Below are 23,593 nucleotides of genomic sequence, written 5' to 3'. Positions count from 1 at the left end.
TTGCAGGCATTTTTACGAACAGGCGCCTCCAAGCGATGAATAAGCACTATTGCCGTGCCGCCTCGGCGCTTGCATTACCCAGATGCTGCATATGCTCTTCGAGCGCAGCATGGATGACTCGGGTCATCGGCAGCCCGGTCTTTTGTTTCAAAGTTCGCGCGAGGCGAACGCCGCGTTATTCTCGTCAGGCCGGCGTTCAACCGCCACCCTCAACTGCCGCAATCGCCTTCTCCACGGCGGGCATGATGCGCTCGACCATCGCTGCGACGCCCTTCGGATTGGGATGCAGGCCATCCTCCAACTGCAGGCCGGACTGCCCGGCGACGCCATCGAGAAAAAACGGATAGAGCGGCACATCGTATTTCGCGGCCAGCTTTGGGTAGATCGCATCGAAGGCGTTCTGGTAGTCGGCGCCGAGATTGGGAGCGGCGCGCATGCCGGCCAAAAGCACCGCGATCTTGCGCGCTTTCAGCTTCGCCAGCATGTCGTCCAGGTTCTTTTCCGTAGTGCTGGGCGAGACGCCGCGCAGCATGTCGTTGGCGCCGAGTTCGAGGATAACCAGCCTTGTCCCATCCGGCACCGACCAGTCAAGCCGCGCCAAGCCGCCGCTCGAGGTGTCGCCTGAAACGCCGGCGTTGGCGACGGTGACGTCATGGCCTTTGGCGCGCAGCGCAGCTTGCAATTTGTCGGTAAAGCCATCGCCAGGCCCGAGGCCGAAACCGGCCATCAGGCTGTCGCCGAAGCCGACGATGGTGAACGTCTCGGCGCGCACAGACGAAATGGCGCCGCAAAGGGTGACGAAAAGGACGAGCCCTGCGGCATTCAAGCGTTTGAAAGATATCTTGCGTTTGAAAGACATGTGGCAGGCCCCATATACCCGAGGAATTCTTCCGGCGACGGCTTCCGGCAAGCAGAGCCTTCATCCTGATATAGGACGCTTTAATTGTGACAGAAGCCGTCATCGAGCTGAAAGACGTATCCCTGACCCTTGGCCAAGGCGCTTCCTCAGTGCATGTGCTGAAACGCGTCAGCCTGGACGTGACGCGCGGCGAGGCGACCGGCATTGTCGGCCCTTCGGGGTCCGGCAAGTCGACCTTGCTGATGGTGCTGGCCGGGCTGGAGCAGGTCGATTCGGGGACGGTGCGGATCGCCGGCGAATTGCTGAACGGCAAAAGCGAGGACGAGGTCGCATCGTTTCGGGGCCGAAACATCGGCATCGTCTTCCAGTCGTTCCATCTCATTCCCAACATGACGGCGCTCGAAAATGTCGCGGTGCCGCTGGAACTGGCCGGCCATGCCGATCCGTTCGGTGTCGCGGCGCGCGAGCTGGCAGCGGTGGGCTTGAGCGACCGCGTCACCCACTATCCGGGCGAGCTGTCCGGCGGCGAACAGCAGCGCGTGGCGATCGCCCGCGCGCTGGCGCCGTCGCCGCGCATTCTCATCGCCGACGAGCCGACCGGCAATCTCGACCAGGCGACGGGGCGGCAGGTTGCCGACCTTTTGTTCGCCAAGGCGGCCGAGCGCGGCATGACCTTGGTGCTGGTCACGCACGATCCGGCCCTTGCGGCGCGCTGCTCGCGCCAGGTGTCGATGCGCTCGGGCCGCATCGAGGATGCGCCGGTAGCGCAGGTCAAGGTGCCGGCCTGATGCCACTGTCGCAGACGCTGAAGCTCGCGTTCCGCTTCTCGCTGCGCGAGATGCGCGGCGGGTTGTCGGGTTTCCTGATCTTCCTTGCCTGCATTGCGCTCGGCGTCGCTGCAATCGGCGGGGTCAATTCGGTGGCGCAGGCGATCACCGCAGGCGTTGCAGACCAGGGCCAGACGCTGCTTGGCGGCGACTTGCGCTTCCAGCTCAACCAGCGCGATGCGACGCCAGCCGAAAGCACCTTCCTCGACCGCCTCGGCACTGTGTCGCACAGCGCCAATATGCGCTCGATGGCGCGGCTGGATGACGGCTCCGACCAGGCGTTGGTTGAGGCCAAGGCCGTCGACGACGCCTATCCGCTCTATGGCGCGCTCGAGACCGCGCCGCAGCTTGGCAGAGAGGATTTGTTCGGCGAGAAATCAGGCGTCTTTGGCGCCGCCGCGCCCGACCTGTTGTTCGACCGGCTGAATGTGGAGATCGGTGACCGGCTGAAGGTCGGCAGCGCGACATTCGAATTGCGGGCCAGGCTGGTGAGCGAACCGGATGCGGTGTCGGACGGTTTCGGCTTCGCGCCGCGGCTGATGGTTTCGATGCAAGGGCTCGCCGCCTCTGGTCTGATCCAGCCAGGCAGCCTGGTCGAGAATGCCTACAAGGTTCGGCTGCCGGCCGGCGCCAGCGAGGCCGATCTCAAGGCCATCCAGGATCGGGCGGCGAGCGATTTCCCCGAAGCCGGCTGGTCGATCCGCACCCGCTCGAACGCCGCGCCGGCGCTGTCCTCCAACATCGAGCGCTTCTCGCAATTCCTGACGCTGGTCGGGCTGACGGCGCTGGTCGTCGGTGGCGTCGGCGTTGCCAATGCGGTGCGCGCCTATCTCGACGGCAAGCGCGGCGTCATCGCCACCTTCAAGAGCCTTGGCGCCTCGGGCGGCTTCGTCTTCACCGTCTATCTCGTGCAGATCCTGATGATCGCCGGCCTCGGCATCGCGCTTGGCCTCATCCTCGGCGCCGCCATGCCGTTTGCTGCCAGCGCTGCGCTCCAGTCGGTCATTCCGGTGCCGGCTAAAGGCGGCTTCTATCCCGGTGCGCTGGCTCTTGCCGCGCTGTTCGGGCTGCTGGTGACGCTTGCCTTCGCGCTGTTGCCGCTCGGCCGCGCCCGCGATGTGCCGGCGACCGCGCTGTTTCGCGAAATGGGTTTTGAGGGCCGCGGCTTTCCACGCCTGCCCTATCTTGCCACGGCGGTCGGCATCGCGCTCGCTTTGGCGGCGCTCGCCATCCTGTTTTCCGGCGACCGGCGCATCGCCTTGATCTTCGTCGGCGCGACGGTCTTTGCCTTTCTGGTGTTGCGCCTGGTCGGTGCGCTGGTGCAGTGGGTGGCGCGCAAAAGCCCGCGTGTGCGCTCGGTCGCGCTCAGGCTCGCCATCGGCAACATCCACCGGCCCGGCGCGCTGACGCCGTCCGTCGTGCTGTCGCTCGGGCTCGGGCTGACGCTTTTGGTGACGCTGGCGCTGATCGACGGCAATCTCAGGCAGCAGATCTCCGGCAGTCTGCCGGAACGGGCGCCGAATTTCTTCTTCGTCGACATCCAGAATAGCGAGGTCGATGCCTTCTCGACATTGATCGGCAAAGAGGCGCCGAAGGGAACGCTGGTCAAGGTGCCGATGCTGCGCGGCCGGGTGATGGCGCTGAACGGCGTTAGTGTCGACAAGGCCAATGTGCCATCGGAAGGCGCCTGGGTGCTGCGCGGCGATCGCGGCCTGACCTACGACGCCAAACAGCCGGCCAATGCGACACTGACCGAAGGCATCTGGTGGTCGGAGAATTACAGCGGCGAACCGCTGGTTTCGTTCTCCAACGATGAAGGCAAGGCGCTCGGCCTGAAGCTTGGCGATACCGTCACCGTCAATGTGCTCGGACGCAATGTGACGGCCAGGATCGCCAATTTCCGAGAGGTGCAATGGGAGACGATGGGCATCAACTTCGTCATGGTGTTCTCGCCCAACACTTTTGCAGGCGCGCCCCATGGCTGGCTGGCGACGCTGACCGAAAAGGATGCCACGGCAGCAGAGGATGCCCGCCTGCTCAACGCCGTCACCCGCGCCTTCCCGGCGGTGACGACAGTTCGGGTCAAGGACGCGCTCGACGTCGTCAACCGGCTGGTCGGCCAGCTCGGCACGGCGATCCGGGCCGCGGCCGGCGTGGCGATGATCGCTTCGGTGCTGGTGCTGGCCGGCGCGCTCGCCGCGGGAAATCGCGCCCGCATCCACGATGCCGTGGTGCTGAAGACGTTGGGCGCTACGAGGCGCACGCTGATCGCGGCGTTTTCGCTGGAATACATGCTGATCGGCCTGGCCACCGCGGTGTTTGCGTTGGCTGCCGGCGGCATCGCCGCCTGGTACATCGTTGCCCGCATCATGACGTTGCCGTCGCATTTCATGCCGGAGGTGGCAGTGGCGACCTTGGTGTTTGCGCTGGTGATCACGGTCGGCATCGGCCTTGCCGGCACCTGGCGGGTGCTCGGGCACAAGGCGGCGCCGGTGCTGCGCGACCTCTAGGCCCAAAACGGCAAGGTTGGCCGAATCTGCCGTTTCCGATTAAATCTTGGTAATGTGCAGTCATGGAAGCCCAAGAAAACCGGCTTCCGGAGATTCACCAAGCGTTGCAGCCCGTTACGGTCTTGTTCTTGACGTCAAGAACCATCATATTTCGCCACAGGCATGCTGGAGCCCCGCCAGCGGCGCCCAGGTCCGAAAGGGCCTGACACCGTACGGGGCAGAAGCAACAGAGGATTCCAATGGCTGAGCCCATTCGCAACTACCAGACTTCGGCCGTGCCGGGCGCGCGCGCCGACATCGACCAAGGCCTGCGCACTTACATGCTCAAGGTCTACAATTTGATGGGGCTTGGCCTCCTCATCACCGGCGTCGCCGCCTGGGGCGCTTTCCAGCTCGCCGTCACCGGCGACGGACAGCTGACCGCTTTCGGCACGCTGATCTATGCCAGCGCCTTCCGCTGGGTGGTCATCCTGGCTCCGCTCGCCGCCGTCTTCTTCCTGTCGTTCAGGATCCAGTCGATGAGCGTGGCCGCGGCGCAAACCACCTTCTGGGTCTATTCGGGCCTGGTCGGCCTGTCGCTGTCGACCATCTTCCTGGTCTACACCGGCGCCTCGATCACTCAGACCTTCTTTGCCACGGCGGCCGCCTTCGGCGCGCTGTCGCTCTACGGCTACACGACCAAGCGCGACCTTTCGGCGTTCGGCTCGTTCCTGGTCATGGGCGTGGTCGGCCTGGTGATCGCCATGCTGATCAACATCTTCCTGCAGTCGTCGGCGCTCGGCTTCGCCATCTCGGCGATCGGCGTGCTGATCTTCGCCGGGCTCACCGCCTATGACACGCAGACCATCAAGGAAATGTACTACGAAGGCGATCAGGCCGACGTTGCCGGCCGCAAGGCGATCATGGGCGCGTTGAGGCTATATCTCGACTTCATCAACCTGTTCATGTTCCTGCTGCAGTTCATGGGCGATCGCCGCTAGGCGGTCTTCCCATCAGGCAACTGGACCAGCTGATATCAAGAGGGCGGCCAACGGCCGCCCTTTTCTTTTGTGCCGGCCTTTGCTGTCATGGAGGCAGATGAATCGTCTGCATAAATCATGAGCACTATTTCCATCCGCGCGGCCTTGGAAGGCGACCTCGGCCGAATCACCGAGATCTACGGCGATGCCGTGACGCATGGCACCGCGAGCTATGAGCTCGAGCCGCCCAGCCGCACTGAGATGGGTGGGCGCTTCGACAGCCTGACGGCGGGGGCTTTCCCTATCTGGTGGCGGAACGAGATGGCGCGCTGCTCGGCTACGCCTATGCCGGCGCGTTCCGGCCGCGCCCGGCCTACCGCTTCATCGTAGAGGATTCCGTCTATGTCGCGCCTGATGCGAAGGGCCAGGGCGTCGGGCTGCTGCTGATGCAGGCGCTGATTGAAGCCTGCCGTATGGCGGGCTTTCGCCAGATCGTCGCGGTGATCGGCGACGGCCATGCAGACAGCGCCTCGGTGCGGCTGCATGAAAAGCTCGGCTTTCGCCATTCCGGTCGCCTGGAAGGCTCCGGCTACAAGCATGGGCGCTGGCTTGACACGGTGTTCATGCAGCTGTCGCTGAATGGCGGCGTAACGGTTCCGCCCGATCCGCATTCGCTGCCGGAGCGGAAGTTTCGTGAGAGCCTGAGGAGGGGGAATTGAGGAGTTGAAGAACTGAAGAATTGAGGATTTGAATAGCTGAGAACAAACCCGGCGGTATTTCGACCGTTACATCCTCTTTTTTCAATTCTTCAGTTCTTCAATTCCCCAATTCTCAATTAGGCCTGGACAATCTTCAGCTTAGCATCGAAGACGTTGAGCACGCGACCGAGTTCCTGGCCGCGCTTGAGGATTCGGCCGCCGGCGGCGATGACGGCGAAGGCGCCTTGCCGGCGCGCCAGTTTCGGATCCTTGACGATCTGGAACAGCGGCACTTCGCTGGCCCGGCGGAAGACTGAAAACACAGCCCGATCAGACAGATGATCGATGGCATAGTCGCGCCATTCGTTGGCGGCGACCATGCGTCCGTACAGCCTCAGGATCTCGTCGAGTTCACGCCGGTCGAAACGGACCGGCTGGTCGAGGCGTTCGCGTCGCGCCTCGTGCAGCGGGATCAATATTGCGGATGCGTCCCCATCCTCCGTCCCACCGCTGCGATCGGTCATCCCGCGATCCCTTTGAAAATGAATCTCGCTTGCAGAAGTTGGCGTGTTCGCCGTGGAATTGCAAGGCCCGGCTAACCATCCCGGGTCTGCGCTGTTTTCGCAACGTCCAGTCACTTTTATAAAACGCGGTGTTTGAATTGGTGATGCCTCGCCACATTTCCGCCTTTTTTTATCCGCGCTCATGCCCCAATGTCCGACGAATTTACCGGCGTTGCCTGAGACGGTTCGGTCCGGCACCGGCTCGTAAACCCCAAGCCCCCCGCCCACGGGTCTGCGTCGGATCGAACCAACCTCGGACTTTCCTCAGGGAGAGACCGGGTGCGACGATCCCAAAACCTAAATGACCGACGTCAGAAGCAAGCTGACGTCGGTTTTTTTGTTTTTGGCTGCTTGAAGAATTTGCCGGAGGCTGCGGTGCCCAGTTTGCGGGCGCATCCCCTCACCCGGATTGCCAGCCGAATTGCAACAGCAATTCGGGCCAATCCGACCTCCCCCGAGCGGAGAGGAGTTCGCGCCAGCGCTGATTCAGCCCCTTCTCCCCTCGGGGAGAAGGTGGCCGAGAACGGCCGGATGAGGGGGCCTCTTAAGGCTTGTGAATAAACGCAGCGCCCAGAATAGGGCCCGGCAGGCCGTCCTTGCCGACCGACTGCAGCAGCACGGCGCAGCCGCCTTTCTTGGCGATCTCCGTCATCGGCAATTCGTAGCGCTGCGCCTTGCCGTGCCACATGCCGGCGGTCTGGATGCCGGTGACGGCGTTCCAGTAGGTCATGCTGCGGCCGGTGTTCTCGCCCTTGGCGATGGTCACCGTCTGCGGTGGTTCGAAATAGACGATGACGACATGGGCGTCGCTGGGGCCGCTACCGGCGTCGCCGGCATCGATCATGACGCGATCGCTGGTGCGGCTGACCTTGACGCTGACCCGCATGCCTTCACCGGATTTCTCCATGCGGGCAAGCGCGCCGTCGACCTCCTTGCGGCTGGCGCCGTTGACATGGCTGCGACCATTGATGACGGCTTGCGGCGTGTAGACGGAGCGGGTGCCGAAGGCGCGCATATAGTCATATTGCCGGTCAGTATTGTCCTTGCTGCTCAGCGTGTCCTGCCAGCCGAGATAGTCCCAGTAATTGACGTGGTAGGCGAGCGCGACGACGTTGTCCTTGGCCGCCAGCTCGGCAAAGAACGCGTCCGCCGGCGGGCAGGAATTGCAGCCCTGGCTGGTGAACAGCTCGACCACGCCCAAGGGCCTGTCAATCTGCGGTTTGTCGGTCTGGGTCGTTCCCGATTCCTCGGCGAACCCGGTCCCGGCAAGCGCCGAGAAGGCCAGCGCAAAAGCCGCAAGCCGCAGAGGGTGTCGAGGTGCCATGATCGTTCCGATTCCCGCCGGTGACGCCGGCCTTGTTCTGGTTGCCCAGATTTGTGGCAGAAGCGACAGTCAACGGGAAGTCACGTTGCGGTGAAATTTTTGCTGCCGCAACCATGGGTATGGCCATCACAGGGGGAGCACTTCACCGCCCGGTTCGATCGGGAGCATGGCATCAGGAGCGTGGGGCAGATCTTGCTGAGCCCAGCCGGTTTTTACTCCTGTCGTACAGGGCGGGGGCTTCGATCGGGTCGGGCAATGCTTTGGAAAGACTGGGAGTAGGGAGTAGGGAGTAGGGAGTAGGGAGTGGGGGATGTCCTTCCCCGCTACCGCCCAATCCCTACTGCCTAAGCCCTGGCCGCTACGCGGCCAGATCGCGCAGCACGTATTGCAAAATGCCGCCATTCTTGAAGTAGTCGAGTTCGTCCAGCGTATCGATGCGGCAGATGATCGGCACGTTCTTCACGGTGCCGTCGCCATAGGTCACCTTGGCGATCATCGTCTGGCGTGGCTTGATGGTGCTTATGCCGTCGATCTCGACCAGCTCGTCACCCTTGAGGTTGAGCGAGGCCCATGAGGTGCCTTCCTCGAAGACGAAGGGGATGACGCCCATGCCGACCAGGTTGGAGCGATGGATGCGCTCGAAGGACTGGGCGATGACGGCACGGACACCGAGGAGATTCGTTCCTTTAGCTGCCCAGTCGCGGGAGGAGCCGTTGCCGTATTCGACGCCGGCGAAGATGACCAGCGGCACGCCTTCCTTTTTGTACCTCATCGCCGCGTCGTAGATCGATTCCTCTTCCTTCGACGGGTAGTGGATGGTGTAGCCGCCCTCGCGGCCGTTCTCGCCCAGCATATGGTTGCGGATGCGGATGTTGGCGAAGGTGCCGCGCATCATCACCTCATGGTTGCCGCGCCTTGTGCCGTACTGGTTGAAGTCGGCAACGCCGACGCCATGGTCGGTGAGGTATTTGCCGGCCGGGGAAGCGGCCTTGATCGAACCCGCCGGTGAGATGTGATCGGTGGTGATCTTGTCGCCGAACAGGCCGAGCACGCGCGCGCCCTTGATGTCGCCGATCTTGCCGAAACCGGAGGTCATGCCGGCGAAATAGGGCGGGTTCTGCACATAGGTCGAGTTGTCGTCCCAGGCATAGGTCTGGCCTTCCGGCGCCTTGACGTTCTGCCAGTATTCGTCGCCCTTGAAGACGTCGGCATATTTGCGGGCGAATAGCTCACGTGTGACGTTCTTCTCGATGAACTCCTGGATCTCGGCCGAACTCGGCCAGATATCCCTGAGATAGACCGGCTTGCCGTCGCGGCCTTCGCCGAGTGGCTCGGTGGTCAGGTCCTTGGTGACGGTGCCGGCCAAAGCATGGGCTACCACCAGCGGCGGCGACGCCAGATAGTTCGCCTGCACGTCAGGTGAAACACGGCCTTCGAAGTTGCGGTTGCCGGAGAGCACTGCGGCGGCGATCAGGCCCTTATCGTTGATGGTCTTGGAGATCGGCGCCGGCAGCGGGCCGGAATTGCCGATGCAGGTGGTGCAGCCGAAACCAACCAGGTTGAAGCCGATCTGGTCGAGCTCCTTCTGCAGGCCGGACTTTTCCAGATATTCGGCGACCACCTGGCTGCCCGGCGCCAGCGAGGTCTTCACCCACGGCTTCTGCTTGAGGCCGAGCCGGTTGGCGTTGCGCGCCAAGAGGCCGGCGCCGATCAGCACGCTCGGGTTGGAGGTGTTGGTGCAGGACGTGATGGCGGCAATGACGACATCGCCATGGCCGAGATCATGGTCGGTGCCTTCGACGGCATAGCGCTTGTGGATTTCGGCAGCCTTCTTGTACTCGGTCTCCATCGCCTTGGCGAAGCCGGCCGGAATGCCTTCGAGCGGAACGCGGCCTTCGGGGCGCTTGGGACCTGCCATCGACGGCACGACGCTGTCGAGCTCGAGTTCGAGCAGGTCAGTGAAGACAGGGTCGGCCGAGCCGGCGTCACGCCACATGCCTTGCGCCTTGGAATAGGCCTCGACCAGGGCGATGCGGCTTTCCTCGCGGCCCGACATTGTGAGGTAGCGGATGGTCTCGCCGTCGACCGGGAAGAAGCCGCAGGTGGCGCCATATTCGGGCGCCATGTTGCCGATGGTGGCGCGGTCGGCCAGCGTCATGTTGGACAGGCCCGGGCCGAAGAACTCGACGAACTTGCCGACGACGCCCTTCTTGCGCAGCATCTGGGTGACGGTCAGCACCAGGTCAGTGGCGGTGATGCCTTCCCTGAGTTTGCCGGTAAGGCGGAAGCCGATGACTTCGGGCAACAGCATGGAAACCGGCTGGCCGAGCATCGCCGCCTCGGCCTCGATACCGCCGACGCCCCAGCCGAGCACGCCAAGGCCATTGATCATGGTGGTGTGCGAATCGGTGCCGACGCAGGTGTCGGGATAGGCGGTCGTTTCGCCGTCTTCCGTGTTGGTCCAGACGACCTGACCGAGATATTCGAGGTTGACCTGATGGCAGATGCCGGTGCCGGGCGGCACGACGCGAAAATTGCGGAACGCCTGCTGGCCCCATTTCAGGAATTTATAGCGCTCTTCGTTGCGCTCATATTCGAGCTCGACATTCCTGGCAAAGGCCAGTGGCGTGCCGAATTCGTCGACGATGACGGAGTGGTCGATGACGAGGTCGACCGGCACCAGCGGATTGATCTTCTGCGGATCCCCGCCGAGCGCCTTGAGGCCGTCGCGCATGGCGGCAAGGTCGACCACCGCCGGGACGCCGGTGAAATCCTGCATCAGGACACGCGCCGGGCGATAGGCGATCTCGACGCCGGCGGTGCCCTTGTCCGTCAGCCAGCCGGCCACAGCCTGGATAGAGTCCTTGGTGACGGAGCGGCCGTCTTCATTGCGCAAAAGGTTTTCCAGCAGCACCTTCATCGAATAAGGCAGATGGGCAATGCCGGTGAGGCCGTTCCTCTCGGCCTCGACCAGATTGTAATAGACATAGTCCGCGCCACCCACGGTGAGGGTGCGGCGGCAATTGAAACTGTCGAGGGATTTTGACACGTGCGGTCCGTCCTTGTCTGTTCAGCCTGAAAGGGAACGGACGCCGATGGGCATGCAATCACGCGCAAAGGTGCGGGTACGGCCATTTCCGCTGTCCGTTCCCAGCCAACCCGAGCCGTTCAAGGCGGCGCGTGCGCTGGTTCGGCGCAAATTCTGTTCCCGTGCCGACCGCTGGCACGGATGTCCCGCATATAGAGAATTTTCTGGAATAGTTCTAGACAGTTGCGGAGCAAATTTGTGCGATGCGGCAGCTATCGCGCGGTAAAGTTTTCGGGACGGGCAGGCATGCGGCTGATTGCCGAAAATCTGGGCGGCGAACGCGGCGGCGAGACGGTCTTTTCCGGCATCGGTTTTGCGCTCGACAAGGGCCAGGTGCTGGTCGTCACCGGGCCGAACGGTTCGGGCAAATCGACGCTGCTCAGGGTCATCGCCGGGCTGCTGCCGAAGGCGCAAGGCGACGTGCGCATCGAGGGCGGCGGCGAGACGTTTCCGACGATCGCTTCGGCGGTCCACTATCTCGGCCACCTCAATGCAATGAAGACGGCGCTCAGCGTGGCGGAGAATCTGCGCTTCTGGCGCGATTTCAACGGCGATGGGCAGTCGGGTGTCGAAGAGGCGCTGGAGACGGTTGGTCTCGGCGGCATCGGCCACCTGCCTTTCGGCTATCTGTCGACCGGGCAAAGGCGGCGCGCGGCAATTGCGAAATTGCTGGTCAGTCATAAGCCGCTGTGGCTGCTGGATGAGCCGACGGCCGGGCTGGACAAGGCTTCGGATGCGCGGTTTGCGGGGCTGATGACGAGGCATTGCGCGGAGGGCGGGATTATTGTCGCGGCGACGCACCTGCCGCTGGGATTGGATGGAGCACAGGCATTGAGGATGGGAGCAACAGGGTGATGCCGGCATTCCCGCCCACCCCCCTCTGCCCTGCCGGGCATCTCCCCCGCAGGGGGGAGATCAGATGTCATGCCGGCTTTCGCCAATCACCGGCATTGAAAAAGAGGCGTCAGCAGTGGAGCTGCCAATCTCCCCCCTTGCGGGGGAGATGTCCGGGAGGACAGAGGGGGGTGTGAAGGAACGCCACCTTCGGCAAGATGGCGATCAAACCGCAGGCGCGGCTTGGCAATGCTAGCCCTCTTCCTGCGCGACGTCCGTCTCTCAATCCGCGCCGGCGGCGGAGCGCTCACCGGCGTCATCTTCTTCCTCGCCGTCATCGCCACCATCCCCTTCGGTGTCGGACCGGACCTGAAGCTGCTCGCCCGCATCGGTCCGGCGATCCTTTGGATCGGCGCTCTGCTCGCCTGCCTGCTCGGCCTCGACCGGCTGTTTCAGGCCGATCGCGAAGACGGGTCGCTCGATCTTCTGGTGCTGGGCAATGACCGCCACATGCTGGCGTTGACGGTGCTGGTGAAGTGCCTGGCGCATTGGGCGGGCAGCGTTCTGCCGCTGGTTGTTGCGGCACCTCTGCTGAGCCTGTTCATGAACATGGAGCCGCTCAGCATCGGCGCCACCGCGCTCACGCTGCTGGCCGGCACGCCGGCGATCACTTTCATCGGCGCGGTCGGGGCGGCGGTGGCGGTGGCGCTGCCGCGTGGCGGGCTGCTGATCTCGGTGCTGGTGCTGCCGCTGACGATCCCGGTGCTGATCTTCGGGGTGTCGGCGAGCTACGGCGCGGTGGCCGATCCTGATCCGTTCCTGCAGCCCTTCCTCATTCTTGCCGCGCTGACGCTGTTTCTTGCCGTGCTGGGTCCGGTGGCGGCAGCACTGGCGCTGCGGCATGGAACGGATTGATATGACCGCTGCGGCGCGACGATCAATTGCGAAGCCCCAGCCGCAAAGCTAAGAAAGCCGCAAAGCTATGGGAAGGCCATGATCGAGCACGACGAAGTGACGGTGGAAGGGGAGCGAAGCGCATGAGTGCACACGCACTCTATGTCGCGGCCGCCTATGGCATCACGGTGATCGTGCTGGCCGGGCTGATCGGCTGGATCCTGCTCGACCAGCGGACCCGCAAGCGCGAACTGGCAGACCTCGAAGCGGCCGGCGTGCGGCGTCGCTCGGACAAAGCCGGTACTGGGGCCAGCACTGGGGCCAGCACTGGGGCCAGCAAGCCATGAGCACGGAAAGCGAAACGCCGGCGTCGCCGCGCCGCCGCCTGGTCGTGCTGTTGCCGCTGCTGGTTTTTCTCGGCCTCGCCGGATTGTTCCTGTCGCAGCTTTTGTCGGGACGCGATGAGGCGGCAGTGCCGTCGGCGCTGATCGGCCTGCCGGCGCCGCAGACCAACCTGCCGGCGCTGGAAGGGTCAAACCTGCCCGGGCTGGATTCGAAAGCCTTCGCCGGCAAGGTAACGCTGGTCAACGTCTTTGCATCGTGGTGCGCGCCGTGCCGGGAAGAGCATCCGGTGCTCTTGCAGCTGTCGCAGGACAAGCGCTTCGTCATGGCCGCGCTAAACTACAAGGACCAAGCGCAAAACGCGCGCCGGTTCCTTGGTGATCTCGGCAATCCGTTCCAGGCGATAGGTGTCGACGAGGCCGGCCGCACGGCCATCGACTGGGGCGTCTACGGCGTGCCGGAAACCTTCGTCATCGGCAAGGACGGCAAGATTGCCTACAAGCATGTCGGGCCGCTGACAGGGGAGTCGGCGAGGGATGTTCTGTTGCCGCAGATTGAAAAGGCGCTCGCGGCACCGGGCTGACGTTGGCGCCATGCCCCCTCATCGAGCCGCTACGCGGCCACCTTCTCCCCGTGGGGAGAAGAGGGAAGCATCGGCACAGGCTAGCTCCTCTCCCGGGGGGAGAGGTCGAATTGCCCGAATTGCTCATGCAATTCGGTTTGGCAATCCGGGTGAGGGGGCGGTGCCCCGCTGACGTCTGAAATGCTCAGCCGTAGATCTGCCTGTGGATCTGGTAGAGCATTTCCGAGCGGTCGGCGCGCAGGTCGGCCAGATCGCGGCTCGTTAGGTTTTCGATTTCCGCGACGAGGCGGTTGTAGTGGCGGCGCTTGGCCATCGAGGAGCGCGCGCGGGAGAAGAGGTTGTCAAAAGCCATAGCAAGGGTCCTTTCGTGCCGCATATCAGCGGTGAATTTGTTCCTCCCTTGGTCGTTCGCACCATGACATAGGAATGGTGCGATGCAAAAAGAAGATGTTGCAATGCACCATTGCACAGGGCGCATAGCGGGTTAATACAGCGCTACAGCACCATAAACGGCCGGACAGGCTGGCGGGCCATGCCGGCCGGGCACCTTTTGTCTTACAAATTGCGCCTGCGCCACCTTGCCATCGCGCCCGCAGGCTGGCTTGATCCGCGCGTCACGTGATGCCCGGAGGAAATGCATGGCGACCGCAGACTATTACGAAATTCTGGATCCGCGTTTCGCGCGGCTGTTCAACGGCAACGCCCAGGTGGAAAAGCTGTTTACCGGATGTCAGTGGGCGGAAGGGCCGGCCTGGTTCGCCGCCGGCCGCTATGTCGTCTGGTCCGACATCCCCAACAACCGCATGCTGCGCTATGACGAGACCGACGGCAATGTGAGCGTCTTCCGTCAGCCCTCCGGCAATTCCAACGGCAACACCGTCGACCGCCAGGGCCGACTGGTGACGTGCGAGCATTCCGGCCGCCGCGTCAGCCGCACCGAGCATGACGGTTCCGTCACCACCATCGCGGCCGAATGGAAAGGCAAGCGGCTGAATTCGCCCAATGACGCGGTCGTGAAATCCGACGGCTCGATCTGGTTCACCGATCCGAGCTACGGCATCGACACCGACTATGAGGGCGACAAGGCCGAAAGCGAGATCGGCGCTTGCAATGTCTACCGGGTCGATCCGGATACGGGCGAGGTCGAGGCCGTCATCACCGACATGGTCCGGCCGAACGGGCTTGCCTTTTCACTGGATGAAAGCCAGCTCTATGTCGTCGACACCGGCCGCACGCATGGCGCGCAGAACCCCGCGCATATGCGGGTCTTCAACGTCGGCAAGCACGGCAAGAAGGTCTCGGGCGGCAAGGTGTTCGCCGACTGCACGGCCGGCCTGTTCGACGGCTTCCGGCTCGACGAGGCCGGCCGCATCTGGACCAGTGCCGCCGACGGCATCCATTGCTACGATCCCGACGGCACGCTGATCGGCAAGGTCAAGGTGCCGGAAGTGACCGCCAATTGCGTGTTCGGCGGCAACAAGCTGAACTGCCTCTACATCGCCGGCACCACGTCGCTCTACATGGTGCGGCTGATGGTGAACGGGGCGAAGACGTATTGAGGCTGCTGCAAACGCTTCTCTGGCGGCCCTTGATGGCGTTTCTGCGCCTGCCGGCGGCGCCTGTTGCGCTGCGGCCGCCGGAACCACCGCCAAGCGGTTCGCCGGAGCGGATTTCGAAGCCGCCCAGCGGCGGCGGTATCAGACACAATTCAAGGGGAGGACATCATGCCATTCGTCAACATCCGCATCGTCAAGGAAGTGATCGCCGCTGATCCCGCTGGCAAGAAGGCCGACATTGCCAAAAAGGTCACGGCGGCCATCATGGACGCCACCGGGCTTAGCAATGACGACGTCTGGGTGGTGTTCGAAGAGGTCAACGCGCGCGACTGGTATGTCGGTGTGACCGATGTCGAGACGTTGCGGAAGGGGTAGCACTGCGGCACGTTGGGGTGCGCCGCACCCTTTCGTTCGTCATCCTAGGGTCTGCGCCGCGTCGCTTCGCTCCTTGCTCCGCCCTAGGATGACGAGGCAACGTTTGCGCGTATAAAACTCGCGAAAACCTGCACCGCTTCGCGCATGGCCCGCAGGTTCTCGTCCTCTCCCAGGATCGCTTCTATCTCCGGCGGTTTCTTGCCGAGCAAGGCAATCTCCAGAACCGCATTCTCACAAAGCGCGAACGACATGGTGCGCATGATCTCGGCCAGCGCGGCGCGGGCATAGAGCGAGCGCGCGGAGGCGTGGGCCAGCATGGCGGGCTTGCCGACTGCGGCGTCGCGCGAGACCAGCCAGTCGAGAGCGTTTTTCATGCCGCCGGGCACGCCATGGGCATATTCGGGGCAGGAGACGATGATGCCATCGGCGCTGGTGACGGCCTCGATCAGCCGCATGGCCTCGGCCGGTGTGCGCTCGCCTTCGTCATCCGGGTTGAAGATCGGCAGCAGGCCGAGCCCGTCATAGACAGTTACGCGGCAATCCGAAGGCGCGTTCGCGGACAGCGCCGCCAGCAGCGCCGAATTGGTCGAGGCGGCGCGCAGGCTGCCGGAGATGGCGAGGAGTTCGATCACGGGGAAACAGGGCTAGGGAAACCGGCAAAGGACTGCAATGGCGAATCGTACGCGAAATTTACCACAGGGTCTTGCTGTAGGCCTCGTCCAGCGAGCGGTCGAAATCGTCGGCAGTTTCGGCATGCGCCATCTGATCGGACAGGATCTGACCGAGCGTCGGCAACGTCGCGCGGTCGTGCCAGCTGTCCGGCTTCCACAATTCGGAGCGCATGAAGGCCTTGGCGCAGTGCATGTAAGCGGCCTTGACGCTCACCACGACGACGCTTTGCGGTTGCTTGCCGTCGACGGTGAGGCGCTCGCGCAAACCGGCATCGACGGTTATGCGGGCGTCGCCATTGATGCGCAGCGTCTCGTTCATGCCGGGGATGAGAAAAAGCAGCCCGACCGAAGGGTTGAGCAGGATGTTTTCCAGCGTGTCCAGCCGGTTGTTGCCGGGCCGGTCGGGAATGGCGATGGTCCTGTCGTCGAGGACAAGGGCAAAGCCGGGCCTGTCGCCTTTCGGCGTCACGTCGGCATTGCCGGCGCCGTCGGAAGAACCGATCAGCACGAAAGGGCTCTTGCCGATGAAAGAGCGGCAGTGGCCGTCGAGCGCCCTGAGTTCCTTGCGCATCGAGGTGTCGGTCGGCCGCGGCGTCTTGTAGATCGTCCTCAGTTCATCGCGCGTGGTGACGAATTCCATGGCCGTCTCCGTTTATTCTGACGCAATTCCGGACGGCTTCACACTTTTCCTGGAATTGCTCTACTTGCCGGCTTCTTCCACCTTCTCGGCCTTATCCTCGATCGAATGGTGCAGGATCAGCGGCATCTGGCTGAAGGTGAACAACAGGGTGATCGGCATGATGCCCCAGACCTTGAAGGTAACCCAGAAGTCGGTGGAAAAATTCCGCCACACCACTTCATTGGCAAGAGCCAGGAACAGGAAGAACAGGCCCCAGCGGAAAGTCAGCTTGCGCCAGCCTTCGGCATCGAGGCGAAAGGCCGAATCGAAGACATAGCCGAGCAGCGATCGGCCGAAATACAGACCGCCGAGCAGCACGCCGCCGAACAGGGTGTTGACGATGGTCGGCTTCATCTTGATGAACACGTCGTCCTGCAGATAGAGCGTCAGCGCGCCGAAGATGAAGACGACGACGCCCGAGACCATCGGCATGATCGGCAAGGTGCGCAGCAGCAGCCAGGAGGCGATCAGCGCGATCGCGGTCGCCGCCATGAACAGGCCGGTGGCGACGAAGATCGGCCCGCCGAATTCGGCCAGGACAGGAAATTTCTGCACCAGCCAGGCGCCGCGTGCATTGGCGAAGAAGAACACCATCAGCGGCCCGAGTTCCAGCACCAGCTTGAGCAGCGGATTGACGCTTTCTTTCTTCTTTCGCGGGTCGGACGGGTCGCGTTCGAGGATGGGTGGGTTCATGACTTCCTTCTGACGCATGATCTTGTCCAAAAAGCCGTCAGCTCTTCGGGATCATTGCCTGTTACGCTACGCCGGCGATCGCCCTGGCGAATTCGCCGGCCGAGAATGGTTCGAGGTCGTCGACCTGTTCGCCGACGCCGATGAAATAGACCGGCAGTTTGTGCTTTGCCGCGATCGCGACCAGAATACCGCCGCGCGCCGTGCCGTCCAGCTTGGTCATCACCAGGCCGTTGACGCCGGCGACATTGCGGAAGATCTCGACCTGATTGAGCGCATTCTGGCCGGTGGTGGCGTCGACCGTCTGCAGCACGGTATGCGGCGCTTCCGGATCGAGCTTGCCCAGCACGCGCACGATCTTTTCCAGCTCCGCCATCAGTTCGGTCTTGTTTTGCAGCCGGCCGGCGGTGTCGATGATCAGTACGTCGGAGCCGGCCTCCTTGGCGCGTTCGAAAGCGTCGTAGGCGAGGCCGGCGGCATCCGCGCCGATCTTCGAGGCGATGACCGGAGACTTCGTCCTCTCGCCCCAGATCTTCAGCTGCTCGATGGCTGCAGCGCGAAAGGTATCGCCGGCGGCCAGCATCACCGACAGGCCACCATCGGTCAGTTTGGCGGCGAGCTTGCCGATGGTCGTGGTCTTGCCGGTGCCGTTGACGCCGACCACCAGAATGACATGCGGCTTGTGCGAGAGGTCGAGCTCCAGCGGCATGGCGACATGGGCCAGCACCTTCTCCACCTCGGCCGCCATGATGGTGCGGACATCCGCGTCGGAGACATCCTTGCCATAGCGGCTGGCGGCGAGCGCATCGGTGACGCGCAAGGCTGTTTCCATGCCGAGATCGGCGCGGATCAGCACGTCTTCGAGGTCCTGTAGCGTCTCTTCGTCGAGCTTTCGCTTGGTGAAGACGCCGGCAATGTTGCCGGTGAGTTCTTTCGAGGAGCGGGCAAGCCCGTCGCGCATGCGCTGGAACCAGGAGCGTCGCGGCGCCGGTTCGGGCTTCTTTTGCGGCTCGGCTTTCTGCTCGACCTTTTTGGTGACGGTGACTTTGCCGGGAGCTGGTTTTGACTGTGGCGAAGGTTGCGGGGCCGGCGCGGGCGCTAGCTCGGCAACGATGGTCTTGGCTTCGACCGGCGCGGGTACAGCTTCAACCGACGTGCGCTTTACCTCCCCCTTGATGGGGGAGGTCCCAAGCGAAGCTTGGGGGTGGGGGTGATTTGCGCTGGCGTCGGCGCCATCACCCCACCCCGCCGCTTCGCGTCGACCCTCCCCATCGAGGGGAGGGTGGGGCGCCTCGTCCTTCTCCCCGTGGCTATACGGGGAGAAGGTGCCGGCAGGCGGATGAGGGGCGGCGCTGACCTCTGAGGTAGGCTGTGCGGGAGGCGCGGACGGTTGCGGCACTTCGATCGGCGCTGGTGCTTCGGCCGGCTCCTCGGCAGGCGTTGGTACTTCAACGGGGGCCGGTTCCGGCTGCCTCTCCGGGCGCGCTGGTTCAACCTCCGGCTTGGCCGGTGCGGCCGGAACTTCTTGCGGCTGCGGTTCGGGCGCGGGCTTCGGAACAGCCGGCGGCGCGGGAACTTCCTCGGGCTCCGGCGGCTCGGCAGGCGTCTCAGGTTCGGGGGCTTCTTCCGGCGCGGGCTCCGGCAACGGTTCCGGCTCGGATGGGACGACCGGTTCCGGCGCGGGCGGGATGGTCGGCGCGGGTTCGGGCTTCGGTTCTTCTGGCGCCGACTGCGGCGCAGGCTTTACCTCCCCCTCGATGGGGGAGGCCCCAAGCGAAGCTTGGGGGTGAGTGGCGCCGGCGTCGGCGCTCTCACCCCTCTCCGCCACTTCGTGGCGACCCTCCCCATCGAGGGGAGGGTGGGGCGTCGGCGGCTCGGGCTCCTCGCGCTTCAAGAACTCCGGAACGACCTGCTCGGCCGCCGGCTTCAGCGCCTCAAGCGCATCCCATTTGATCGGCGGCAGGGGAGCGGTTTCGTCGATGCGCTCCTCGACGCCTTCCTTCTTGCCGAACGAAAATATGTTCTTGAAAAAACCGGCCATGCTTCAATCGTCTCAGGCGGCGCGGGCAGTGAGGGGCGAGGCTATCAGGCGCGCCCCATCATGGCCGGTGATGTCTGCCTCGACGATCTCGCCCGGCGCGCCTGTGCCTAGCGCGGCAAGCGTGAACCCTTCGGTGCGGCCGAGGCCGTCGCGCTCGACCAGGATCGACTGGCGCGTTCCCGGGAGCGACGACAAATGGCGGCGATAGGCGGCCTCGCCGACGGCGCGCAGCTGGGCCGCGCGCTGCTTGACCAATTCGCGGCGGACCTGCGGCATGCGCGCGGCGGGCGTGCCTTCGCGCGGCGAAAACGGGAAGACATGCAGGTGCGTCAGCCCACATTCCTCGACGATCTTTATCGAATTCTGAAACATTTCCTCGGTCTCGGTCGGGAAGCCGGCGATGATGTCGGCGCCGAAGACGATTTCGGGGCGCAGCTTGCGCACATCCTCGCAGAAGCGGATCGACTGGTCGCGCAAATGCCTGCGCTTCATGCGCTTCAGGATCATGTCGTCACCTGATTGCAGCGACAGATGCAGATGCGGCATCAGCCTGGGCTCGGTGGCGATGGCGTCCAGCAGATCGTCGTCGGCTTCGATCGAATCGATGGAGGACAGCCGCAGCCGCTTCACGTCAGGCACCTGCTTCAGGATGGTCTTCACCAGCTTTCCCAGCTTCGGCGCGCCCGGCAGGTCGGCGCCGAAAGAGGTCATGTCGACGCCGGTCAGCACGATCTCGGCATAGCCGTTGCCGGCCAGACGCTTGACCTGCTCGACCACGGCGCCCATCGGCACCGAGCGCGAATTGCCGCGGCCGTAGGGGATGATGCAGAAGGTGCAGCGGTGGTCGCAGCCATTCTGCACCTGCACGAAAGCGCGCGCCCGGCCCTCGATGGCGTCCACCATATGACCGGCGGTCTCGCGCACCGAGAAAATGTCGTTGACGCGCGCCTTCTCGGTGTCGTTGACGCCGAAATCCGGCAGCGCGCGGTAGGAGTTGGCCTTCAGCTTCTCTTCGTTGCCAAGCACGAGGTCGACCTCGTCCATGGCGGCAAAATTCTGCGGTTCGGTTTGCGCGGCGCAGCCGGTGACGATGATGCGCGCCGCCGGATTTTCGCGGCGGGCCCTTCTGATCGACTGCCTGGCCTGGCGCACCGCTTCGGCGGTGACGGCGCAGGTGTTGAAGATAATGGCGCCGCCTTTGAGCGCGCCGAGACCTGCGCTTTCGGCCTCGCGGCGCATCACTTCGGATTCATAGGTGTTGAGACGGCAGCCAAAGGTGACGACGTCTATGCCTTGGGAGTTGGGGCCCTTGGTATCGGCAAGTGCAGACATCAGGCCGCGCTTTCGGTGTCGCGGGCCCAGGTGCCGGTCGACGGATCGAAATTGCCGGAAAACTCCCATTCGGCAGCGCCGGTCAGGATGACGTGGTCGTCGTCGCGCCATTCCACATGCAGCGAGCCGCCGCCGGGCGTCATCAGCGTAACGCTGCGGCCGGTGCGCCGGGTGCGGGCAGCGGCGACGACGGAAGCGCAAGCGGCCGAGCCGCAAGCCTTGGTCAGGCCGGCGCCGCGCTCCCAGGTGCGGATGATCATCGTCTCCGGCGACGTTACCTGGGCGATGGTGATGTTGGCGCGCTCGGGGAAGATCGGATGGTTTTCGAGCAGCGGGCCGAAACGCTCGAGTTCGTAGGACCAGACATCGTTGTCGACCCAGAAGATAGCGTGAGGGTTGCCCATCGAGAGAGCCGAAGGCGAATGCAGCACCGGCGCGTCGATGGGGCCGATCTGCAACTCGATCATGCGGGTGTCGCGGAATTCCTCGGCCAGCGGAATGTCCTGCCAGCCAAAGCGCGGAGTGCCCATGTCGACCGAGATGGTGCCGTCGGCATGTTCGACGGCGTTGAGGATGCCGGCGCGGGTCTCGAAGGTGAAAGTCTTCTGGCCGGTTTCGGCGGCCAGCGCCTGGACGACACAGCGCATGCCGTTGCCGCAGGCCTGCGCGCCCGAGCCGTCGGAATTCAAGATGTCGATGTAAAAGGCGGTGCCCGGCGTGCGCGAATCGTGGACCGCCATGATCTGGTCGAACCTGGTCGCCGCATCGGCGTTCAGCGCGACAGCCGACGCCGCCGTGACCCTATCGGCACGGCCACGCATGTCGGCGACGATGATTTCGTTGCCGATGCCGTTCATCTTGGCGAAGGGGGCAGTGCCTGCCATGATCTGAGGTAATTTCCTGTACGTTTCGCCGCTATATGGCGGAAACGGGCGGGAATTACCAGTGTGGGCTGCGTTTAGGTTACCGCGAAAACGCCGAGCACGATCAGCAGGAAGATGACGAGAACGATGCCGATCAGCACGCGCGCGCCGGTGGCGGCGGCACCGGCCAGCGCCGGCATGCCGAGCAGGCTGGCGGCGGCAGCAACGATGAGAAGAATGATGATCCATTTGATCATGGACAATGCCTCGCAAATTGACTGGCCTGCAGCCGGCTTAAGAACGCATCTGCGGCGCTCTGGTTCCGTTGCCGCGATGCTCTTTCCGACTGGGCGCGCTATTCGGCAATCTCGAAGTCGGTCGTGAAAGGCGCCGTCTTTTGCGAGTTCTCGTCGTGCATGAGGAAATCCGCGCGGTATTTGCCGGGGGGAACGCCATCCAGGGAGACGTTTAATTTGAAGAACATCTCTCGGTTATGCGAGCGCGAGGCGAGCTGGACCCGGCCAAGCTTTTCGACGGTTCCCAGCTTCTCGCCCGACTGGGAAAGCACGGTAAGGTCAACGTAAAGCGCGATCTGGTTGTTGCCGAGCCCATCCGAGCCGTAGCCGTAACCGACCGGCTCCATATAAAGCACAATCTCTTCGCCCGGCTTGTAGACATGGTTCGGGCGCTCGGCGTAGGCCCCGAACCCGCTGGCCGACATGATGTGCTTCACATTTTGCACGCCAAGCGGCATCGCTTGCCACAGAGCGTCCTCGGCGCTGCGGAATTTGTCCAGCGCGCCGGCACCATCACCCGCCTGCAGTGCCTTTTCGGCTTCAGCGGCGCGATCGGTGATTTCACCCGCGAAAGCGGCCGGCGTCGAAATTACCAGCGCGATCAAAACTGCCAAGATTGATTTCATCTGTTCCCCCTGTTGCGATAGACCATCGGCTAAAACGGCAGTGCCGTAAACGGCCAAATGCAGACTTCAGCCGCGCTCGATCTCGGGAACGTCCCAAATCTCGCCCGGACGGAAGGCGCGAAACCGCTCACCCAGGCCTTGCGCCTCAAGCGCTTCAGTCAGTTTTGCGCCGGCATTTGCGCTCGACCGCCGATGCGCCGACTGCTGCGGGCTCCGGTGCCGCTTTCGCAACCAATGTACCGGTTGGAACCGCGCTAGAGCGAAGACATGCCTTTTGTGCGCCAGCCATTTTGCGACAAATTTACAACAATTCGTGGTGCAAACCCTATTTTAACCATATCGGGTTGAAATTTCGCCACCTTCTCCATCTTGGTGAGGGGTGAGATTGTGCGGACGGCTTCCCCCCAGCCGGATCCGACGGAGGTTGGAATGATTTTTTCGAGAAGCGGGCTGATGGCCGTATCGCTGGCAGCGCTCGTTGCGAGCGGCTGTTCGACCTCGCGTTTTTCATCGATGGATGACCAGCAGCCCGCCCCGCTGCAGCCGGCGCCCGCCGGCACGGTGAGCGGAAGCCAGCTGCCTCCCCCGGCAGCGCCGGGCACCACCGACCCGTCGCAATTCCCGACCGCGCCGGCAGGCGCGCAGGTCGCCTCGCTGCCGCCGGACGGATCGGCGCCGGCCGGAGCCTCCGACCTTACCGCTGCGAGCGTTGCCGGCGTTTGGAACGCCAGCGTGTCCGGACAGAGCTGCAAGGTGGCGACGCCGCAGACCAAATTCGGCGCCGGCTTCCGCGCCGGGCCGCTGCATTGCCCGCCGCCCATCGACGGCATCAAATCGTGGAACGTCGCCGGCAAGCAGCTGACGCTCTATGACGAGAATGGCGGCACGCTGGCGCGGCTCTATTCCTCGGGCGGTTCGAAATTCGACGGCCAGACTACCAACGGCTTGCCGATATCGCTTACAAGATAGGCTGCCTATCCCTA

23 protein-coding genes and 1 pseudogene are annotated in these 23,593 nt (G+C 63.7%); 11 read left to right on the top strand and 13 right to left on the bottom strand.

All coding sequences use genetic code 11. The annotated features are described in order from the left end of the window. Window positions 1–196: 196 nt before the first annotated feature. Window positions 197–859 (bottom strand): arylesterase, encoded by a 663-nt coding sequence (locus tag NKK52_RS24290; protein WP_023683840.1) that lies wholly within the window; start codon window positions 857–859, stop codon window positions 197–199. 86 nt (window positions 860–945) lie between these two features. Here NKK52_RS24290 and NKK52_RS24285 point away from each other — a divergent pair, with 86 nt between their 5' ends. From NKK52_RS24285 to NKK52_RS24270, 4 genes and pseudogenes are all read left to right on the top strand, one after another. Continuing rightward, the gene (locus NKK52_RS24285; RefSeq protein WP_023683841.1) at window positions 946–1,647 is read left to right on the top strand and encodes an ABC transporter ATP-binding protein; all 702 of its coding nucleotides are present in this window, start codon (window positions 946–948) and stop codon (window positions 1,645–1,647) included. Next, window positions 1,647–4,196, top strand: a complete 2,550-nt coding sequence (locus NKK52_RS24280; RefSeq protein WP_352630022.1) for an ABC transporter permease — start codon at window positions 1,647–1,649, stop codon at window positions 4,194–4,196. Before NKK52_RS24285 ends, NKK52_RS24280 begins: the two co-directional genes overlap by 1 nt. A 239-nt stretch (window positions 4,197–4,435) precedes the next feature. After that, window positions 4,436–5,176 carry a Bax inhibitor-1/YccA family protein gene (locus tag NKK52_RS24275; protein WP_023671726.1) on the top strand — a complete coding sequence of 247 codons (741 nt, stop codon included), beginning with the start codon at window positions 4,436–4,438 and terminating at the stop codon, window positions 5,174–5,176. 117 nt (window positions 5,177–5,293) lie between these two features. Next, a pseudogene (locus NKK52_RS24270) lies at window positions 5,294–5,874 on the top strand (GNAT family N-acetyltransferase). Between the two features lie 116 nt (window positions 5,875–5,990). On the opposite strand, the gene NKK52_RS24265 reads toward NKK52_RS24270, so the two are convergent. The 3 genes from NKK52_RS24265 to acnA all read right to left on the bottom strand — a co-directional run bounded on the left by NKK52_RS24265 (window position 5,991) and on the right by acnA (window position 10,789). Beyond that, on the bottom strand, window positions 5,991–6,377 hold the full coding sequence (locus NKK52_RS24265) for a DUF2794 domain-containing protein (RefSeq protein ID WP_023683844.1): 387 nt from the start codon (window positions 6,375–6,377) through the stop codon (window positions 5,991–5,993). 583 nt (window positions 6,378–6,960) lie between these two features. Beyond that, window positions 6,961–7,740 (bottom strand): DUF1223 domain-containing protein, encoded by a 780-nt coding sequence (locus NKK52_RS24260; RefSeq protein WP_023683845.1) that lies wholly within the window; start codon window positions 7,738–7,740, stop codon window positions 6,961–6,963. 358 nt (window positions 7,741–8,098) lie between these two features. Beyond that, window positions 8,099–10,789, bottom strand: coding sequence for an aconitate hydratase AcnA (acnA, locus tag NKK52_RS24255; protein ID WP_023687676.1), 2,691 nt, complete (start codon window positions 10,787–10,789; stop codon window positions 8,099–8,101). Between the two features lie 285 nt (window positions 10,790–11,074). On the opposite strand from acnA, the gene ccmA reads away from it, so the two are divergent. From ccmA to NKK52_RS24235, 4 genes are all read left to right on the top strand, one after another. Then, a complete protein-coding gene (gene ccmA, locus NKK52_RS24250; protein ID WP_023683847.1) occupies window positions 11,075–11,683 on the top strand; it encodes a heme ABC exporter ATP-binding protein CcmA in 609 nt (202 codons plus the stop codon). A 228-nt stretch (window positions 11,684–11,911) separates the two neighbouring features. Beyond that, the gene (ccmB, locus tag NKK52_RS24245; protein WP_023683848.1) at window positions 11,912–12,577 is read left to right on the top strand and encodes a heme exporter protein CcmB; all 666 of its coding nucleotides are present in this window, start codon (window positions 11,912–11,914) and stop codon (window positions 12,575–12,577) included. A gap of 122 nt (window positions 12,578–12,699) precedes the next feature. Continuing rightward, window positions 12,700–12,903 (top strand): heme exporter protein CcmD, encoded by a 204-nt coding sequence (ccmD, locus tag NKK52_RS24240; RefSeq protein ID WP_023683849.1) that lies wholly within the window; start codon window positions 12,700–12,702, stop codon window positions 12,901–12,903. After that, window positions 12,900–13,481 carry a DsbE family thiol:disulfide interchange protein gene (locus NKK52_RS24235; protein ID WP_023683850.1) on the top strand — a complete coding sequence of 194 codons (582 nt, stop codon included), beginning with the start codon at window positions 12,900–12,902 and terminating at the stop codon, window positions 13,479–13,481. Before ccmD ends, NKK52_RS24235 begins: the two co-directional genes overlap by 4 nt. 184 nt (window positions 13,482–13,665) lie before the next feature. Here NKK52_RS24235 and NKK52_RS24230 read toward each other — a convergent pair whose 3' ends face one another. Next, window positions 13,666–13,833, bottom strand: a complete 168-nt coding sequence (locus tag NKK52_RS24230) for a hypothetical protein (RefSeq protein ID WP_023683851.1) — start codon at window positions 13,831–13,833, stop codon at window positions 13,666–13,668. A gap of 286 nt (window positions 13,834–14,119) precedes the next feature. Here NKK52_RS24230 and NKK52_RS24225 point away from each other — a divergent pair, with 286 nt between their 5' ends. Together NKK52_RS24225 and NKK52_RS24220 are read left to right on the top strand one after the other, a co-directional pair. Further along, window positions 14,120–15,040: an SMP-30/gluconolactonase/LRE family protein gene (locus tag NKK52_RS24225; protein ID WP_023671738.1), complete on the top strand. Its 921-nt coding sequence runs from the start codon at window positions 14,120–14,122 to the stop codon at window positions 15,038–15,040. A gap of 165 nt (window positions 15,041–15,205) precedes the next feature. After that, window positions 15,206–15,412 carry a tautomerase family protein gene (locus tag NKK52_RS24220; protein ID WP_023683852.1) on the top strand — a complete coding sequence of 69 codons (207 nt, stop codon included), beginning with the start codon at window positions 15,206–15,208 and terminating at the stop codon, window positions 15,410–15,412. A gap of 83 nt (window positions 15,413–15,495) precedes the next feature. Here NKK52_RS24220 and NKK52_RS24215 read toward each other — a convergent pair whose 3' ends face one another. From NKK52_RS24215 to NKK52_RS24180, 8 genes are all read right to left on the bottom strand, one after another. After that, a complete protein-coding gene (locus NKK52_RS24215; RefSeq protein WP_023683853.1) occupies window positions 15,496–16,044 on the bottom strand; it encodes an NADPH-dependent FMN reductase in 549 nt (182 codons plus the stop codon). A gap of 58 nt (window positions 16,045–16,102) precedes the next feature. Further along, window positions 16,103–16,723, bottom strand: coding sequence for a pyridoxamine 5'-phosphate oxidase family protein (locus NKK52_RS24210; RefSeq protein WP_023683854.1), 621 nt, complete (start codon window positions 16,721–16,723; stop codon window positions 16,103–16,105). A gap of 60 nt (window positions 16,724–16,783) precedes the next feature. After that, window positions 16,784–17,455, bottom strand: a complete 672-nt coding sequence (locus NKK52_RS24205) for a septation protein A (RefSeq protein WP_023687683.1) — start codon at window positions 17,453–17,455, stop codon at window positions 16,784–16,786. 61 nt (window positions 17,456–17,516) lie between these two features. Then, entirely contained in the window at window positions 17,517–19,493 is a 1,977-nt protein-coding gene (ftsY, locus tag NKK52_RS24200) for a signal recognition particle-docking protein FtsY (RefSeq protein ID WP_352630013.1), read from the bottom strand. A gap of 12 nt (window positions 19,494–19,505) precedes the next feature. Further along, entirely contained in the window at window positions 19,506–20,825 is a 1,320-nt protein-coding gene (gene mtaB, locus NKK52_RS24195) for a tRNA (N(6)-L-threonylcarbamoyladenosine(37)-C(2))-methylthiotransferase MtaB (RefSeq protein WP_023683857.1), read from the bottom strand. Beyond that, window positions 20,825–21,709, bottom strand: coding sequence for a diaminopimelate epimerase (gene dapF, locus NKK52_RS24190; protein ID WP_023683858.1), 885 nt, complete (start codon window positions 21,707–21,709; stop codon window positions 20,825–20,827). The genes mtaB and dapF overlap by 1 nt, the downstream gene beginning before the upstream one ends. Window positions 21,710–21,783: 74 nt before the next feature. After that, the gene (locus NKK52_RS24185; protein ID WP_023683859.1) at window positions 21,784–21,945 is read right to left on the bottom strand and encodes a DUF1328 family protein; all 162 of its coding nucleotides are present in this window, start codon (window positions 21,943–21,945) and stop codon (window positions 21,784–21,786) included. Window positions 21,946–22,043: 98 nt separating this feature from the next. Continuing rightward, window positions 22,044–22,667, bottom strand: coding sequence for a hypothetical protein (locus NKK52_RS24180; protein WP_245263098.1), 624 nt, complete (start codon window positions 22,665–22,667; stop codon window positions 22,044–22,046). Between the two features lie 372 nt (window positions 22,668–23,039). On the opposite strand from NKK52_RS24180, the gene NKK52_RS24175 reads away from it, so the two are divergent. After that, window positions 23,040–23,579: a protease inhibitor Inh/omp19 family protein gene (locus NKK52_RS24175; protein WP_023687689.1), complete on the top strand. Its 540-nt coding sequence runs from the start codon at window positions 23,040–23,042 to the stop codon at window positions 23,577–23,579. Window positions 23,580–23,593 lie beyond the last annotated feature (14 nt).

The sequence above is a fragment of the Mesorhizobium sp. C277A genome (genome assembly GCF_040324395.1).
Classification (GTDB): domain Bacteria; phylum Pseudomonadota; class Alphaproteobacteria; order Rhizobiales; family Rhizobiaceae; genus Mesorhizobium.
The sequence above is the reverse complement of the archived record's forward strand: the minus strand, read 5'-3'. Positions and strand labels throughout refer to the sequence as shown.

Bases quoted from the DNA above. Each gene is read 5' to 3' on its own strand.
- NKK52_RS24290 (WP_023683840.1), bottom strand. From the start codon at position 859: ATGTCTTTCAAACGCAAGATATCTTTCAAACGCTTGAATGCCGCAGGG.
- NKK52_RS24280 (WP_352630022.1), top strand. From the start codon at position 1,647: ATGCCACTGTCGCAGACGCTGAAGCTCGCGTTCCGCTTCTCGCTGCGC.
- NKK52_RS24275 (WP_023671726.1), top strand. From the start codon at position 4,436: ATGGCTGAGCCCATTCGCAACTACCAGACTTCGGCCGTGCCGGGCGCG.
- NKK52_RS24265 (WP_023683844.1), bottom strand. From the start codon at position 6,377: ATGACCGATCGCAGCGGTGGGACGGAGGATGGGGACGCATCCGCAATA.
- NKK52_RS24260 (WP_023683845.1), bottom strand. From the start codon at position 7,740: ATGGCACCTCGACACCCTCTGCGGCTTGCGGCTTTTGCGCTGGCCTTC.
- ccmA (WP_023683847.1), top strand. From the start codon at position 11,075: ATGCGGCTGATTGCCGAAAATCTGGGCGGCGAACGCGGCGGCGAGACG.
- ccmB (WP_023683848.1), top strand. From the start codon at position 11,912: ATGCTAGCCCTCTTCCTGCGCGACGTCCGTCTCTCAATCCGCGCCGGC.
- ccmD (WP_023683849.1), top strand. From the start codon at position 12,700: ATGAGTGCACACGCACTCTATGTCGCGGCCGCCTATGGCATCACGGTG.
- NKK52_RS24235 (WP_023683850.1), top strand. From the start codon at position 12,900: ATGAGCACGGAAAGCGAAACGCCGGCGTCGCCGCGCCGCCGCCTGGTC.
- NKK52_RS24230 (WP_023683851.1), bottom strand. From the start codon at position 13,833: ATGGCTTTTGACAACCTCTTCTCCCGCGCGCGCTCCTCGATGGCCAAG.
- NKK52_RS24225 (WP_023671738.1), top strand. From the start codon at position 14,120: ATGGCGACCGCAGACTATTACGAAATTCTGGATCCGCGTTTCGCGCGG.
- NKK52_RS24220 (WP_023683852.1), top strand. From the start codon at position 15,206: ATGCCATTCGTCAACATCCGCATCGTCAAGGAAGTGATCGCCGCTGAT.
- NKK52_RS24210 (WP_023683854.1), bottom strand. From the start codon at position 16,723: ATGGAATTCGTCACCACGCGCGATGAACTGAGGACGATCTACAAGACG.
- NKK52_RS24205 (WP_023687683.1), bottom strand. From the start codon at position 17,455: ATGAACCCACCCATCCTCGAACGCGACCCGTCCGACCCGCGAAAGAAG.
- ftsY (WP_352630013.1), bottom strand. From the start codon at position 19,493: ATGGCCGGTTTTTTCAAGAACATATTTTCGTTCGGCAAGAAGGAAGGC.
- mtaB (WP_023683857.1), bottom strand. From the start codon at position 20,825: ATGTCTGCACTTGCCGATACCAAGGGCCCCAACTCCCAAGGCATAGAC.
- dapF (WP_023683858.1), bottom strand. From the start codon at position 21,709: ATGGCAGGCACTGCCCCCTTCGCCAAGATGAACGGCATCGGCAACGAA.
- NKK52_RS24185 (WP_023683859.1), bottom strand. From the start codon at position 21,945: ATGATCAAATGGATCATCATTCTTCTCATCGTTGCTGCCGCCGCCAGC.
- NKK52_RS24175 (WP_023687689.1), top strand. From the start codon at position 23,040: ATGATTTTTTCGAGAAGCGGGCTGATGGCCGTATCGCTGGCAGCGCTC.